This is a genomic window from Pseudomonas hamedanensis (genome assembly GCF_014268595.2).
Lineage (GTDB): Bacteria > Pseudomonadota > Gammaproteobacteria > Pseudomonadales > Pseudomonadaceae > Aquipseudomonas > Aquipseudomonas hamedanensis.
Genome location: NZ_CP077091.1, coordinates 3,950,001 through 3,964,544, shown reverse-complemented (window position 1 = coordinate 3,964,544; position 14,544 = coordinate 3,950,001). Strand labels below are relative to the sequence as shown.

Annotated in this window: 14 protein-coding genes (1 of these 14 cut by a window edge); 4 read left to right on the top strand and 10 right to left on the bottom strand. The window is 59.7% G+C overall.

Going from position 1 to position 14,544, the window contains the following annotated elements:
* Nucleotides 1-43: 43 nt before the first annotated feature.
* Together trpB and trpA are read left to right on the top strand one after the other, a co-directional pair.
* Complete coding sequence (gene trpB, locus HU739_RS17070) at nt 44-1,276, top strand: tryptophan synthase subunit beta (protein ID WP_186546322.1); 1,233 nt, start codon at nt 44-46, stop codon at nt 1,274-1,276.
* Nucleotides 1,276-2,085: a tryptophan synthase subunit alpha gene (gene trpA / locus HU739_RS17065; protein ID WP_186546323.1), complete on the top strand. Its 810-nt coding sequence runs from the start codon at nt 1,276-1,278 to the stop codon at nt 2,083-2,085. The genes trpB and trpA overlap by 1 nt, the downstream gene beginning before the upstream one ends.
* A 57-nt stretch (nt 2,086-2,142) precedes the next feature.
* Here trpA and HU739_RS17060 read toward each other — a convergent pair whose 3' ends face one another.
* The 10 genes from HU739_RS17060 to HU739_RS17015 form a co-directional block, all read right to left on the bottom strand.
* Nucleotides 2,143-4,104 carry a DUF7844 domain-containing protein gene (locus HU739_RS17060; RefSeq protein ID WP_186546324.1) on the bottom strand — a complete coding sequence of 654 codons (1,962 nt, stop codon included), beginning with the start codon at nt 4,102-4,104 and terminating at the stop codon, nt 2,143-2,145.
* Complete coding sequence (locus HU739_RS17055; protein ID WP_186546325.1) at nt 4,101-4,421, bottom strand: DUF2388 domain-containing protein; 321 nt, start codon at nt 4,419-4,421, stop codon at nt 4,101-4,103. The genes HU739_RS17060 and HU739_RS17055 overlap by 4 nt, the downstream gene beginning before the upstream one ends.
* A 27-nt stretch (nt 4,422-4,448) precedes the next feature.
* The gene (locus tag HU739_RS17050) at nt 4,449-4,766 is read right to left on the bottom strand and encodes a DUF2388 domain-containing protein (RefSeq protein WP_186546326.1); all 318 of its coding nucleotides are present in this window, start codon (nt 4,764-4,766) and stop codon (nt 4,449-4,451) included.
* 106 nt (nt 4,767-4,872) lie between these two features.
* The gene (locus tag HU739_RS17045) at nt 4,873-5,190 is read right to left on the bottom strand and encodes a DUF2388 domain-containing protein (protein ID WP_186546327.1); all 318 of its coding nucleotides are present in this window, start codon (nt 5,188-5,190) and stop codon (nt 4,873-4,875) included.
* Nucleotides 5,191-5,520: 330 nt separating this feature from the next.
* Complete coding sequence (locus tag HU739_RS17040; protein WP_008081135.1) at nt 5,521-5,736, bottom strand: DUF1127 domain-containing protein; 216 nt, start codon at nt 5,734-5,736, stop codon at nt 5,521-5,523.
* A 320-nt stretch (nt 5,737-6,056) separates the two neighbouring features.
* Nucleotides 6,057-7,550: an acetyl-CoA hydrolase/transferase family protein gene (locus tag HU739_RS17035; protein ID WP_186546328.1), complete on the bottom strand. Its 1,494-nt coding sequence runs from the start codon at nt 7,548-7,550 to the stop codon at nt 6,057-6,059.
* 213 nt (nt 7,551-7,763) lie between these two features.
* Complete coding sequence (locus tag HU739_RS17030) at nt 7,764-9,197, bottom strand: NAD(P)(+) transhydrogenase (Re/Si-specific) subunit beta (protein ID WP_186546329.1); 1,434 nt, start codon at nt 9,195-9,197, stop codon at nt 7,764-7,766.
* Entirely contained in the window at nt 9,194-9,517 is a 324-nt protein-coding gene (locus HU739_RS17025; protein ID WP_008439664.1) for an NAD(P) transhydrogenase subunit alpha, read from the bottom strand. The genes HU739_RS17030 and HU739_RS17025 overlap by 4 nt, the downstream gene beginning before the upstream one ends.
* Nucleotides 9,518-9,532: 15 nt before the next feature.
* Nucleotides 9,533-10,654: a Re/Si-specific NAD(P)(+) transhydrogenase subunit alpha gene (locus HU739_RS17020; RefSeq protein ID WP_186546330.1), complete on the bottom strand. Its 1,122-nt coding sequence runs from the start codon at nt 10,652-10,654 to the stop codon at nt 9,533-9,535.
* Nucleotides 10,655-11,088: 434 nt separating this feature from the next.
* The gene (locus HU739_RS17015) at nt 11,089-11,988 is read right to left on the bottom strand and encodes a LysR family transcriptional regulator (RefSeq protein ID WP_186546331.1); all 900 of its coding nucleotides are present in this window, start codon (nt 11,986-11,988) and stop codon (nt 11,089-11,091) included.
* 158 nt (nt 11,989-12,146) lie between these two features.
* Between HU739_RS17015 and HU739_RS17010 the strand changes: the two genes are divergently transcribed.
* Both HU739_RS17010 and HU739_RS17005 read left to right on the top strand, forming a co-directional pair.
* On the top strand, nt 12,147-13,328 hold the full coding sequence (locus tag HU739_RS17010; RefSeq protein WP_186546332.1) for an acyl-CoA dehydrogenase: 1,182 nt from the start codon (nt 12,147-12,149) through the stop codon (nt 13,326-13,328).
* A gap of 14 nt (nt 13,329-13,342) precedes the next feature.
* A protein-coding gene (locus HU739_RS17005; protein WP_186546333.1) for a CaiB/BaiF CoA transferase family protein crosses the window boundary here: on the top strand, nt 13,343-14,544 show its 5' portion. 19 nt of this gene lie beyond the right edge of the window; 1,202 of the gene's 1,221 nt are visible here — the first part of the coding sequence; it begins with the start codon at nt 13,343-13,345; its stop codon lies beyond the right edge, outside the window.

Genomic DNA, 14,544 nt, shown 5'->3' with positions numbered 1-14,544 from the left:
GTGGACGTCATTGTCTTTTGACCGAATTCACCTGGAGCGACCCATGACCCAGACTTCGAACACCTCTGATCTGCGTAACGGCCCTGACGCCAACGGCCTGTTCGGCGCGTTTGGTGGTCGCTACGTGGCAGAAACCCTGATGCCGTTGATCCTCGATCTGGCCCGCGAATACGAAGCGGCCAAACAAGATCCGGCCTTCAAAGAAGAATTGGCCTACTTCCAGCGTGACTACGTCGGACGCCCGAGCCCACTGTATTTCGCCGAACGCCTGACCGAGTTTTGCGGCGGCGCGAAGATCTACCTCAAGCGTGAAGAGCTGAACCACACCGGCGCGCACAAGATCAACAACTGCATCGGTCAGATTCTGCTGGCGCGGCGCATGGGCAAGAAACGCATCATCGCCGAGACCGGCGCCGGCATGCACGGCGTGGCCACGGCCACCGTCGCTGCGCGCTTCGGTCTCGACTGCGTGATCTACATGGGCACCACCGACATCGAACGTCAGCAGGCCAACGTCTTTCGCATGAAGCTGCTGGGCGCCGAAGTGATTCCGGTAGTCGCCGGCACTGGCACCCTGAAAGATGCGATGAACGAAGCCCTGCGTGACTGGGTGACCAACGTCGACAACACCTTCTACCTGATCGGCACCGTGGCCGGCCCGCACCCGTACCCGGCGATGGTTCGCGACTTCCAGGCCGTGATCGGCAAAGAAACCCGCGACCAGTTGCAAGCCCAGGAAGGTCGTCTGCCAGACAGCCTAGTAGCGTGCATCGGCGGTGGCTCCAACGCCATGGGCCTGTTCCACCCGTTCCTCGATGACAAGAGCGTTGAGATCATCGGCGTCGAAGCAGCCGGTTACGGCATTGAAACCGGCAAGCACGCGGCCAGCCTCAACGGCGGTGTTCCGGGCGTGCTGCACGGCAATCGGACTTTCCTGCTACAGGACGACGATGGCCAGATTATCGACGCTCATTCGATTTCCGCCGGCCTCGACTATCCGGGCATCGGTCCTGAACACGCCTGGTTGCACGACATCGGCCGCGTCCAGTACACCTCGGTGACCGACGACGAAGCGCTCGAAGCGTTCCACAAATGCTGCCGCCTGGAAGGGATTATCCCTGCGCTGGAAAGTGCCCACGCCCTGGCTGAAGTGTTCAAACGCGCACCGAAGCTGCCGAAGGATCACCTGATGGTGGTCAACCTGTCCGGGCGTGGCGACAAAGACATGCAGACCGTCATGCACCATATGGAACAATCGCAGCAGGAGAAACACTGATGAGCCGCCTGCAAACCCGCTTTGCCGACCTCAAGCAACAGAACCGCGCCGCGCTGGTGACCTTCGTGACCGCTGGCGATCCTGACTACGACACCTCGCTGGCGATCCTCAAAGGCTTGCCGGCGGCAGGTGCCGACGTGATTGAACTGGGCATGCCGTTTACCGATCCGATGGCCGACGGCCCGGCCATCCAATTGGCGAACATTCGTGCGCTGGGCGCCAAACAGAACCTGGCGAAAACCCTGCAGATGGTGCGTGAGTTCCGTGCCGGCAACAGCGACACGCCGCTGGTGCTGATGGGCTATTTCAACCCGATTCATAAATTCGGCGTCGAGCGCTTCATTGCTGAGGCTAAAGACGCTGGCGTCGATGGCCTGATCGTGGTCGACATGCCGCCGGAGCACAACGAAGAGCTGTGCGACCCGGCGCAGGCGGCCGGCCTGGACTTCATTCGCCTGACCACGCCGACCACCGACGACGCGCGTTTACCGCGCGTGCTCAACGGCAGTTCCGGTTTCGTCTACTACGTGTCGGTTGCGGGTGTGACCGGGGCGGGTGCGGCGACGCTGGAGCATGTCGAAGAGGCGGTTGCGCGTCTGCGTCGGCACACCGATCTGCCGATCAGCATTGGTTTTGGTATCCGCACGCCGGAGCAAGCCGCGGCGATCGCGCGTCTGGCGGACGGTGTGGTGGTGGGCTCGGCCTTGATCGACCATATCGCCAGCGCCGATACGCCTGAGCAGGCGATCGACGGTGTATTGAGCCTGTGCTCCGCGCTGTCACAAGGCGTGCGCAAGGCTCGCGGCTAAGCGCACAAAGAATAAACAAAAAGGCTTCAGAACCGTGTTCTGAAGCCTTTTTGTTTTTCAGGGCAATTGCAGTCCGCCCGAGGCCTTGTGCAATTTGCGCAGATGCTCGCCAATCTGCTTCACGTTGGCCTCGCTGGCGGCAATCTCGGCGGCACGCTTGGGTTCGAGCAGCTTGCGCACTTCGGTATCGAGATCGCCGGACAGGGCCAGCAGCTTCTTCTGCCGCTGACTGCTTTCTGCTTCCAGCCTGTCAAACTCGCTTGGCTGCGGTAATCCATAACCTTTTGAGTCGAGCAGCTCCGCCGGACGGCTTAGGAAACCGCTGTTGGCGAGGATCTGCTGCAAGGTAGCGTTGGCTTTATCCATGCCACCATTCTCCAGTTCGCGCGCGCCGAGGTAGCGCTGTTTGACCTCGTCCTGCGCGAGCAGCAACTGCCGACGGAAACTGGCCTGCTCCAATAGCAGCAGCGCCGCACTGGTACGCAGGTCGGCTCGTTCGAACCATTCCCGGCGTTCCTCTGCTGTCAACGAAAGCCAGTCCTCGACGGTGGTCTGCTTGATCGGCAGTTGCTTCTTCAGCACATCGAACATCGCCTGATAGCGATCACGGAACGAGTCGAAGCGATAACCCAGACGCAGCGCTTCTTTCGGATCGTCGAGCACGCTGGTGTCGGCCAATCCTCGGCCCTTGAGCACTTCGAGCAAGCCATTGGGCATGATGCTGTCGAGCCCAACGAGTTGGCTGTTGTTGCTGCCGCTGCGCAACAGTTTCAAACCTTCCACCGCGCAGTTGTTGGAGAGGAAAAAATAGTTGCCGTCGTAGCTCCAGTGCATCTCGGCGGCATGTTCGACGACGCCTTCGATTTCCTCGCGGGACAGCTTCAGCGGCACGGAGGCGAGGCTGCGCAATTCGGTCTTGGTGTATTCGTCGATCACTTGTGCCAACGGCAATACGAACAGGCGCGAGGGGTATTTGCCAACCAGTCCGTCCCAGCTCGACAGCTGCACGTCGCCAACAAAGGCGCGGTACGACCACACCAGATGATGATCGAGGTCGAGGCGGCAATCCGGGCCACGCGGGCGGCCCGGCGCGCAGATGACCAGGCGCAACATGCTGTGGCCCCAGCGGCTGACCCAGTTCTGATTCGCCTCGGCCAGCAGGTAATCGACGGCATAGACGCGTTCCGGATCGACGCGCCCCAAGGGCTGCCTGGCGAAGTCATTGCCCGCATTGAGGAAGGCAAAGCTCTTGCTGCAGGTGTCCTTGCCCGATGGCGCCCAGCCGAAGTGGTCCTTGTAGTAGCGATACAGCGCCGGACGGCGACAGGCGTAGCTCGGGTCGAGGAGGAAGTACTCCATGTTGACCGCGACGAATTCCTTGGGGCTTGAAATTTCGTACAGATCAGGGCTGCGGGCGATCTGCCGGTTGTGTTGTTCACGCTCGCCGCGACGACCGACATATTGCTGCCAGCCGGCAAGGTCGAGCAGGCGCGGGTCGTCACTGAGGGTGAAGCGACGGCCATTCTGTCCGCGACACTCATCGGGAATGCCGATCAGTCCTGCGCTATCGAAACGCCGGGTGCAGCGTTGGACCAGCGTGCGTTCGGCGCCCGGCCATAAGCGCGCGCGGTCATAAATATGAGTGATTTCGTGCAGCACCGTGGCGAGCAGTTCCTGACGCACAGTGCCGTGGGGGCGATTGGTCTTTGTTTTGGCGGCGCTGCCGTCGGTAAGGCCGGCGAGCAGCTTGCGATTCAGATCGAGCTCGGAAACCAGCGTCGCCTGCCCGTAAGCATTGGCGGGCATATCGTCGGTCCAGCCGACATCGATGCGCCGGTCCAGCCGCTCGATGAAGCTCGGCGGCAGCTTCTGCAGGGCCTCATCGATCAGCGCCTGGCTGGCCTGTTGCTGGGCGGGGCTCAGACCGTCACTCTTGAGCCGCAATTGCAGGCCGGCGTGGGCGCTGTTGCCAAGCAGCAACAACGCCCCGGCCAGCAGCCAGGCACCCATGGACCTCACAGTGCGAGGATAGCTTCGGCGAGTACCTGGTCACTGGCGTCGCGCGCTTCCGGCACGCGGGTACGCAGGGTATTGAGCGCAGCTTCGAGGTGAGCACCGCGGATGTCGCCGTTGCTGGCGACGAAACTGGCGGCGTCGTCATGGGCTTCGCGGATGATTTTCGAATCGCGGATGGACGTGGTGGTGTCGGAGGTGAAATCGATGGTGCGCTGGGAGGCACGAACGATGATGTTACTGGTGGCTACCAGGGTTTGCGCCTGGGCCACGTCGGCCAACAAAAACAGGCCAAGGGCGGCAGCAATCAGCGGGCTACGCATGGAACGACTCCGGAAGGACAAGGATAACTATTGGACGAGAATTGCCTCGGCCAGTTCAAGGTCGCTGGCATGAAGTTTTGGCCGGGTCTTGCGCAGATAATGCAGCGCGGACTCCAGCCGGGCACCTCGCCATTCACCGTCACTGGCAACGAATGCCGCCGCGTCATCGTGAGCGGCGAGCAGCAGTTTACGGTCGAACGGTGCAGAAGACACCATGCTGGTGGCGTAACCGCTGACAACGGTGCCTTGGGTCGACGCATTGAAGGCATCAAAGGCGCTGGCAGGCGCCGCCCAGCAGACCATCAATACAGCAGAAGGGAACAGCAAATTCGAAAGAAAACGCATGAGACTCGGTAATGGTTGGCGAGCTCAAAGGCTAGCGCAATGCCCGGGCCAGAGCCAGCGTTGAAACATCGGGACACGAGCGAAGTGTCCCGATCAGTTCCGTCGCTTAGATCGTCAGGATGGCCTGAGCCAACTGGGCGTCGGTGGCCTGCAACTGTGGCGCCTGGTGGCGAATGTGATCCAGAGCGCTTTCCAGCTTCACGCCACGGATATCGCCTTCGCTGGCTACGAAACTGGCGGCGTCATCACGGGCGGCCAGGACGATCTTGTCGTCACGAAAGGAGGACGTCACATCCGACGTGGCGTCGGAAGACGCTTTCAGAGCGCCGACGAGGGAGTCGGTGGTCACGATGAAGCTGGTAGCGCTGGCATTGGTAGCCATAGCCAGCAGGGCAGCGGCACTGAGCAGACGAAGACGGGTCATGGTGTAACTCCTTTGGATAAACCGTAGTGAGAGGTGGCTCGGTATCTGAGGAGTCAGACGCCAGTTGCTTAACGTTCGCCACGTTCTGTGTGGATATTAGGCCGGCGGGCGCTGTTCGCCCAGTGATGGCAACCTTTACAAGCGCCTTTTTCACAACTGTTATGGCGATTGTTTAATTTGATAAAACTGTAATGGTTGATGGTCAATTGGCACGCCAGACGCGCCGCTGTCCAAAACGACAAAACCCGTCGTGGTTTCCCACGACGGGTTCTGTTTTATTCAATTCGGGTTGCTGGCGGTGGGTCTAACGACCAGAGCCAGCGACGCTACTTAGCGCCAGAACGGCTTGCTCAGCTCTTCGTAGCGTTGTGCTTCGCTGATACCGGCGTCAGCCAGCAGACGCGAATCCAGACGAGCCAGTTGATGGCGGCTGGAGATGCGGCGCTGCCACAACATCAGGTTGGCGAGAACGCGCAGAGGCAGGGAAGCCTGGGTGTTTACAGCTTTATCTTCGAAGAACAGTTCGGAACTGAGTGTACGTTCCATGGTTGACATCCTTCCGCTTGTGGCGGGATCAGGTAGTGGTTTGACTGGTGCCCATGATCCTCTCGATTGCCTAGTCTCTGTAGATACAGTTCAACTGTATTGTGAGTGACCAGTTAACTGTTTATAGGCGGTGTACGGGTCAAAATCGAGCAAACTGTACCTGTCTGCACCGATTCGGTGCGTTTAAGCCCGATACAGCCAAAATCGTAGTCTGCTGCCGCCGGAATAGACCGGTACAGCAGTACAGTTTTTGCAGGAATAGAGGTATGCGAAAGTCCATCGGAACACACTGCGTGTACGCCGATGGTTTATCTGTGCGATTACACCGCGAGCATGCGTCCGGTTTCTTCCAGATTGATATGCCAGCTCAAGGCTTCGCGCAGAATGTGTGGCGTGTGCCCACCAATGGTACAGGCTGCGGTGAAGTAATCATTCAGCGCCTGGCGGAAATCCGGATGCACACAGTTGTCGATAATCACACGGGCACGTTCGCGCGGTGCCAGGCCGCGCAGGTCGGCCAGACCGACCTCGGTCACTAGAATGTCGACGTCATGTTCGGTGTGGTCAACGTGGCTGACCATCGGCACCACGCTGGAAATCGCGCCGCCCTTGGCAATCGATTTGGTCACAAACACCGCCAGATGCGCGTTGCGCGCGAAGTCGCCGGAGCCGCCGATGCCGTTCATCATCCGCGTGCCGCAGACATGGGTGGAGTTGACGTTGCCATAGATGTCGAATTCCAGCGCGGTGTTGATGCCGATGATCCCCAGGCGGCGCACCACTTCCGGGTGGTTGGAGATCTCTTGCGGACGCAACACCAGCTTGCCCTTGTACTTTTCCAGATTGCCGAACACGTCGCTGTTGCGTCGCTCCGACAGGGTGATGGAGCTGCCCGAGGCAAAGCTCAGCTTGCCAGCATCGATCAGGTCGAAGGTCGAGTCCTGCAGCACTTCGGAGTACATGGTCAGTTCTTCGAACGGCGAGTCGATCAAGCCGCACATTACCGCGTTGGCAATATTGCCAATTCCCGCCTGCAACGGGCCGAGCTTGGTGGTCATTCGCCCGGCGTCGACTTCCTGCTTGAAGAAGGTGATCAGATGTTCAGCGATGGCGTTGGTATCAACGTCCGGTGTCGACACCGTGGACGGTGAGTCCGCCTGCTGGGTGATGACAATGGCAACGATTTTTTCCGGCGGGATCGGTATCGCCGTGCTGCCGATACGGTCGTCTACTTTTACCAGCGGGATCGGCGTCCGCGTCGGGCGGTACGTCGGGATATAAATGTCGTGCAGGCCTTCGAGGTTGGCGTTATGCGCCAGGTTGATTTCGACAATCACCTGTTTGGCGAAGATCGCGAAGCTGGCCGAGTTGCCTACCGAAGTGGTCGGCACGATGTGGCCCTGCTCAGTGATCGCGACGGCTTCGATGACGGCGATGTCCGGCAGCTTCAGTTGCTGATTGCGCAGTTGCTCGACAGTCTCCGACAGGTGCTGATCGATGAACATCACCTCGCCGGCGTTGATCGCCTTGCGCAGGGTGCTGTCGACCTGAAACGGCATGCGTCGTGACAGTACGCCGGCTTCGGTCAATTGCTTGTCGAGGTCGTTGCCCAGGCTGGCACCCGTCATCAAGCTGATCTTCAGCGGCGTGACCTTGGCGCGCTCGGCCAGTGCGTGCGGGACGGCTTTGGCTTCGCCGGCACGGGTGAAGCCGCTCATGCCGACGGTCATGCCGTCCTCAATCAGAGCAGCGGCGTCGGCGGCGCTCATCACTTTGTCCAACAACGAAGGCAGGCGAATACGGTCACGGTACATGAATGATTTCTCGGGCAGCGAGTAGCAGGATGCGCAGTCTAGTGAATTTGCCGGGCGCCTGTCCCGCTACCAAGGTCGCAAATGAGGCGTCTATTTAGCGGCTTTCAAGTAAAACACCGTTACCGGATCGGCAACAACGCGGCAAATTGTCCAGCGCTTTGCGCAAACTAAAACGCCCCGACAAGTCGGGGCGTTCGTTATCGCTGCGGGAGATTACTCGACGGCTTTAACCATGTCTTCGATGACTTTCTTCGCGTCGCCGAAGACCATCATGGTCTTGTCGAGGTAGAACAGTTCGTTGTCCAGGCCGGCATAGCCGCTGGCCATCGAACGCTTGTTGACGATGATGGTCTTGGCCTTGAACGCTTCAAGGATCGGCATGCCGGCAATCGGCGACTTCGGATCGTTCTTCGCGGCCGGGTTGACCACGTCGTTCGCACCGAGCACCAACACCACGTCGGCCTGGCCGAATTCGGAGTTGATATCCTCCATCTCGAACACTTGGTCGTAAGGCACTTCGGCCTCGGCGAGCAATACGTTCATGTGCCCGGGCATCCGACCTGCCACTGGGTGGATCGCGTACTTCACGGTCACGCCGCGATGGGTCAGCTTCTCGGTCAGTTCCTTCAGGGCGTGTTGTGCGCGAGCCACCGCCAGGCCGTAACCCGGCACGATAATCACGGTGTCAGCGTTGGTCAGCAGGAAGGTCGCGTCGTCAGCCGAACCGGATTTCACCGGGCGTGCTTCTTTCGCGCCGGCCGGACCGGCATCGGCGGTGTTGCCGAAACCACCCAGCAGCACATTAAAGAAGGAACGGTTCATCGCCTTGCACATGATGTACGAAAGAATCGCACCGCTCGAACCCACCAAGGAGCCTGCAATGATCAACATCGAGTTGTTCAGCGAGAAACCGATACCCGCTGCCGCCCAGCCCGAATAGCTGTTGAGCATCGACACGACTACCGGCATGTCGGCGCCGCCGATCGGGATGATGATCAGCACGCCCATCACGAACGCCAGCGCGAGCATCAGCGCAAACGCGGTGAGGTTGCCGGTGAACATGAAGGTCAGGCCGAGTGCCAGCGTTGCCAGTCCCAGTACGGCGTTCAGCTTGTGCTGACCGCTGAACTGTACCGGTGCGCCCTGGAACAGGCGGAACTTGTACTTGCCCGAAAGCTTGCCAAAGGCAATTACCGAACCGGAGAAGGTGATGGCACCGATCGCGGCGCCGAGGAACAGCTCCAGACGGTTACCCGCCGGGATCGCATCGCCCAGCTGTTTGACGATGCCCAGCGATTGCGGCTCGACCACCGCTGCAATAGCGATGAACACCGCGGCCAGACCGATCATGCTGTGCATGAACGCGACCAGCTCCGGCATCTTGGTCATTTCAACGCGCTTGGCCATGATCGAACCGGCAGTGCCGCCGACCAGCAGGCCGACGATGACATAGCCAATGCCGGCAGTCGCAAGCTCTGCGCCAAGCTTATAGATGAGGCCAACCGTGGTGATGATGGCCAGCGCCATGCCGAGCATGCCGAACAGGTTGCCGCGCCGCGAGGTGGTCGGGTGCGACAAGCCTTTAAGGGCCTGGATAAAGCAGATCGACGCGATCAGGTAAAGCGTCGTGACGAGATTCATGCTCATGACGATGGCGCCTCTTCTTTTGCTTTCGGGGCTTTCTTCTTGAACATCTCGAGCATGCGGCGGGTGACCAGAAAGCCACCAAAAACGTTGACCGCCGCGAGTGCCACGGCGAGCGTGCCCATGGTTTTGCCCAGAGGCGTGACCGTCAGCGCCGCAGCCAGCATGGCGCCTACGATGACAATCGCGGAAATCGCGTTGGTCACTGCCATCAACGGCGTGTGCAGCGCAGGTGTAACGTTCCAGACCACGTGATAACCGACATAAATCGCCAGCACGAAGATGATCAGGTTGTAGATACCGGGGGAGATAAGCTCTTCCATCGTCTGAATCCCTGCTTAGGCGTTTTTGCGGATGACTTGGCCGTCGCGGCACATCAGGCACGCGGCGACGATGTCGTCTTCGAGGTTGACGTCGAACTGGCCTTCCTTGGTGAAGACCAGCTTGAGGAAGTCCAGCAGGTTGCGTGCGTACAGTGCCGAGGCGTCTGCAGCGACTTCGCCGGCCAGATTGGTCGGGCCGCAAATGGTCACGCCGTTTTCGACCACGACCTGATCAGCCACGGTCAGTGGGCAGTTGCCACCCTGAGCCGCCGCGAGGTCGATGACCACCGAACCCGGTTTCATCTGCGCCACGGTTTCCGCGCTCAACAGCGTCGGTGCCTTGCGGCCCGGAATCAGCGCGGTGGTGATGACAATGTCGGCCTGTTTCGCGCGTTCGTGAACGGCCTGGGCCTGGCGCTGCATCCAGCTCGCCGGCATCGGCCGCGCGTAACCGCCGACACCGACGGCGCATTCGCGCTCTTCATCGGTCTCGTAAGGCACGTCGACGAACTTGGCGCCGAGGGATTCGATCTGTTCCTTTACGGCCGGACGCACGTCGGACGCTTCGATCACCGCACCCAGACGTTTTGCCGTGGCAATCGCCTGCAATCCGGCCACGCCTGCGCCAAGAATCAGCACCCGCGCCGCTTTCACGGTGCCCGCAGCAGTCATCAGCATCGGCATGAAGCGTGGGTAATAGTGAGCCGCGAGCAACACCGCTTTGTAGCCGGCGATATTCGCCTGCGACGACAACACATCAAGACTCTGCGCCCGCGAGGTACGCGGCGCCGCTTCGAGGGCGAACGCGGTAATGCCGCATTCGGCCATCTTCGCGATGGTCTCGTTGTTGAATGGGTTGAGCATGCCCACCAGCACCGTTCCGCGCTTGATCAGCGTCAGTTCGGCATCGCTTGGGGCGACCACCTTGAGAATCAGCTCGGCGCCAAACGCATCGTTGGCACTGCCAATGGTTGCGCCTGCCGCTTCATAGGCACTGTCGACGATGCTGGCTTTGACGCCTGCACCGGTTTGCACAGTGACCTTATGACCTTGGCTGATCAGCTTTTTAATGGTTTCCGGGGTTGCAGCAACCCGCGTTTCACCGGTCTGGGTTTCGAGAGGAACACCAATGTGCACGTCAAATCTCCTGCGTGATCTTATTGAGTAAACCCAGGCACTGCGGATGGTGCGACTGGGGCGGCCGATCAGCACGATCCCGCCAAATCAGGGCGGGGCGCGGCATTTTGCAGGCGAACTTTATGCCCTTCAAGGGATTATGATGGGTGACGGAAAATTAACTACAAGTCATGCCGTGACCGAATGTCGCAGATGGCCAGTTGAATCCCTTGCAGACCGTGCCCTGTAAGGATTCTGGCTGAAGATGGAAAAATTTCTCATCGGTGGCGTGAATAGGCAGTAATGCGTCGCCAATGGAGGCTCAAAGCCACGTACTTAGGCGCTTCTGGGACGTCTGTACGACTTTCGGATACAGTCAGCGAAATTGCGACAAATAGTTATATCTGTAGTGCTTTCGGTTTCCTGACTACGCAGTTAGGAAGTGCTGTATGCCCTTATTCCTCTAGGCTGTAGCTATGTGCCTGATTCACCAACCAGTCGCGAAATGCCTTGAGCGACGCCGATTCGACCTTTCGCTCGGGAATCATCAAGTAATAGGCCTTGATGCTCGTAAGTGCTTGGGGGTTGGCAATCACCAAGCGCTTCTCGGCCAGCTCGCGCTGAATCAGGAAAGGTGGAATCAACGCAATCCCCATGTCGTGCATCGCGGCTTGGGCGAGCATGGAGAATAGTTCGTAGCGCGGCCCTGTCATGTCTCGGGGGATGTTCAGTTGTTGTGAGTTGAACCACTGACGCCAGGCATACGGGCGAGTGGTCTGTTGCAACAGTGGCAATTCTGCGATGGCTTGAGCTGTCAGTTGCTCTTTGTTGTGGAGTAGGGCGGGGCTGCACACCGGCATCGGATTTTCGCCCATCAACCGGTGGGACTCGGTACCGGACCAATCGGCGTCGCCGAAGTAGATCGCAGCGTCGAATTCGGTATCGGCAAATAGGAAGGGCCGGGTGCGGTTGGTCAGGTTAACGGTGACTTCCGGGTGCTTGAGCTGGAAATCCTTGAGCCGTGGCAGTAGCCATTGCGTGCCGAAGGTGGGCACTACAGCCAATTCGATCACGTTGGTGCCCTGCTGGCCCATCACTGAAAGGGTGTCGCGTTCGACGGCATCAAGCTGAGTCGCCACACGACGACTGTAAGACAGGCCCGCTTCGGTCAGCTTTACGCCGCGCCGCGAACGTCGGAACAGTTCCACTCCGAGAAACTCCTCGAGGCTGGCGATCTGTCGGCAAATCGCGCCCTGAGTCAGCGAAAGTTCTTCGGCGGCCCTGGTAAAACTCTCGTGGCGTGCGGCGGCTTCGAAGCTGATCAGGGCGGCAGTGCTGGGAATCTTTCTGCGCATGTACGTTAATCTCACTGATACGTCGGTTAAGTGGCAGTTTATGCCGTTTCGGAGTGAGAAAATCACACAACAGCATGCGAAATCCTCGTTTGCCGCCAACGAGAACCGCGCCTAGGATCAATGCCACGTTAATTCACCCGATTTGCGAGGACACACCCATGGGCGGTAAAGCGAGTTTCAACTGGATCGATCCCCTGCTGCTGGATCAACAGCTCACTGAAGAAGAGCGCATGATCCGCGCCACCGCCGAGCAGTTCGCTCAACAGAGCCTCGCACCGCGTGTCCTCGAAGCTTTCCGGCATGAGAAAACCGACCCGGCAATCTTCCGTGAAATGGGTGAAGTCGGCCTGTTGGGCGCGACCATCCCTGAGCAGTACGGCGGCAGCGGCTTGAATTACGTCAGCTACGGCTTGATCGCTCGTGAAGTAGAGCGCGTCGACTCCGGCTACCGCTCGATGATGAGCGTGCAGTCTTCGCTGGTGATGGTGCCGATCAACGAATTCGGTACCGAAGCGCAGAAGCAGAAGTACCTGCCGAAACTGGCCTCCGGCGAATGGATCGGCTGCTTCGGCCTGACCGAGCCGAATCACGGTTCCGATCCCGGCGCGATGATTAGCCGCGCGCGTAAAGTCGACGGCGGCTACAGCCTGACTGGCGCAAAGATGTGGATCACCAACAGTCCGATCGCCGATGTCTTCGTGGTCTGGGCCAAAGACGATGCCGGCGACATCCGCGGCTTCGTCCTGGAGAAAGGCTGGAAAGGCCTGAGCGCGCCGGCGATTCATGGCAAGCTCGGCCTGCGGGCGTCGATCACCGGTGAAATTGTGATGGACAACGTGTTCGTGCCGGAAGAGAACATTTTCCCCGACGTGCGTGGCCTGAAAGGGCCGTTCACCTGCCTTAACTCTGCGCGCTATGGCATTTCCTGGGGGGCATTGGGCGCTGCCGAATTCTGCTGGCACACCGCGCGCCAGTACACCCTGGATCGCCAGCAGTTCGGTCGTCCTTTGGCCGCTACGCAATTGGTCCAGAAGAAGCTGGCCGACATGCAAACTGAGATCACGCTGGCCCTGCAGGGCTGCCTGCGTCTGGGGCGCATGAAGGACGAAGGCACCGCTGCGGTCGAAATCACTTCGATCATGAAGCGCAACTCGTGCGGCAAGTCGCTGGACATCGCCCGTATGGCTCGCGACATGCTCGGTGGCAACGGCATCTCTGACGAGTTCGGCGTGGCCCGTCACTTGGTCAACCTTGAGGTGGTGAACACCTATGAAGGTACTCACGACGTTCATGCCTTGATCCTCGGGCGGGCGCAAACCGGTCTGCAGGCGTTCTATTAATAGGAGGGCTGACCATGGGCGCGCTGTCGCATCTGCGGGTACTGGATTTATCGCGAGTGCTGGCCGGGCCGTGGGCCGGGCAGATCCTCGCTGACCTTGGCGCCGAGGTGATCAAGGTCGAGCGCCCCGGCAATGGCGATGACACGCGTGCCTGGGGGCCGCCGTTCCTTAAAGATGCGTATGGCGAGAATACGTCCGAGGCGGCGTATTACCTTTCGGCGAACCGTAACAAGCAATCGGTGACCATCGATTTCACACGTGCCGAAGGGCAGAAACTGGTGCGGGACCTCGCGGCGAAGTCGGACATTCTTATCGAGAACTTCAAGGTCGGCGGTCTGGCGGCGTACGGGCTGGACTATGAGTCGCTGAAAGCGATCAACCCGAATCTTATCTATTGTTCCATCACCGGCTTCGGCCAGACCGGACCGTATGCAAAGCGTGCCGGCTATGACTTCATGATTCAGGGGCTGGGCGGCTTGATGAGCTTGACCGGCCGGCCCGATGGCGATGAAGGGGCTGGTCCGGTGAAGGTTGGGGTGGCATTGACGGATATCCTGACCGGGCTGTATTCGACGGTGGCGATTCTGGCGGCGTTGGCCCATCGGGACCATGATGGCGGTGGTCAGCATATCGATATGGCATTGCTCGATGTGCAGGTCGCCTGTCTGGCCAACCAGGCCATGAACTACCTGACCACAGGCAATGCGCCAAAGCGTCTGGGTAATGCGCATCCGAACATCGTGCCTTATCAGGATTTTCCTACGGCTGATGGCGACTTTATCCTCACCGTGGGTAACGACGGGCAGTTCCGCAAGTTTGCCGAAGTGGCGGGGCAGCCGCAGTGGGCGGATGATCCGCGCTTCGCGACGAACAAGCTGCGAGTGGCGAACCGCGCAGTGTTGATTCCATTGATCCGCCAGGCCACGGTCTTCAAGACCACGGCCGAGTGGGTAGCCCGGTTGGAGCAAGCGGGTGTGCCCTGTGGGCCGATCAATGATTTGTCGCAGGTATTTGAAGACGCGCAGGTGAAGGCGCGCGGTCTGGCTATCGAGCTGCCGCACGCGCTCGCCGGATTGGTGCCTCAAGTGGCCAGCCCGATTCGGCTGTCAGAGACGCCTGTCGAGTATCGTCATGCGCCGCCTTTATTAGGCGAGCACACGTTGGAAGTTTTACAGCGCGTGCTGGGTCTCAGTGCGGGTGCGGTGGCTGAGCTTAA

What these genes read in the sequence shown, in the direction of transcription:
- HU739_RS17040 (WP_008081135.1), bottom strand. Translation starts at nt 5,736, where the DNA reads ATGGAACGTACACTCAGTTCCGAACTGTTCTTCGAAGATAAAGCTGTA.
- HU739_RS17050 (WP_186546326.1), bottom strand. Translation starts at nt 4,766, where the DNA reads ATGCGTTTTCTTTCGAATTTGCTGTTCCCTTCTGCTGTATTGATGGTC.
- HU739_RS17030 (WP_186546329.1), bottom strand. Translation starts at nt 9,197, where the DNA reads ATGAGCATGAATCTCGTCACGACGCTTTACCTGATCGCGTCGATCTGC.
- HU739_RS17055 (WP_186546325.1), bottom strand. Translation starts at nt 4,421, where the DNA reads ATGCGTAGCCCGCTGATTGCTGCCGCCCTTGGCCTGTTTTTGTTGGCC.
- HU739_RS17010 (WP_186546332.1), top strand. Translation starts at nt 12,147, where the DNA reads ATGGGCGGTAAAGCGAGTTTCAACTGGATCGATCCCCTGCTGCTGGAT.
- trpB (WP_186546322.1), top strand. Translation starts at nt 44, where the DNA reads ATGACCCAGACTTCGAACACCTCTGATCTGCGTAACGGCCCTGACGCC.
- HU739_RS17045 (WP_186546327.1), bottom strand. Translation starts at nt 5,190, where the DNA reads ATGACCCGTCTTCGTCTGCTCAGTGCCGCTGCCCTGCTGGCTATGGCT.
- trpA (WP_186546323.1), top strand. Translation starts at nt 1,276, where the DNA reads ATGAGCCGCCTGCAAACCCGCTTTGCCGACCTCAAGCAACAGAACCGC.
- HU739_RS17035 (WP_186546328.1), bottom strand. Translation starts at nt 7,550, where the DNA reads ATGTACCGTGACCGTATTCGCCTGCCTTCGTTGTTGGACAAAGTGATG.
- HU739_RS17015 (WP_186546331.1), bottom strand. Translation starts at nt 11,988, where the DNA reads ATGCGCAGAAAGATTCCCAGCACTGCCGCCCTGATCAGCTTCGAAGCC.
- HU739_RS17025 (WP_008439664.1), bottom strand. Translation starts at nt 9,517, where the DNA reads ATGGAAGAGCTTATCTCCCCCGGTATCTACAACCTGATCATCTTCGTG.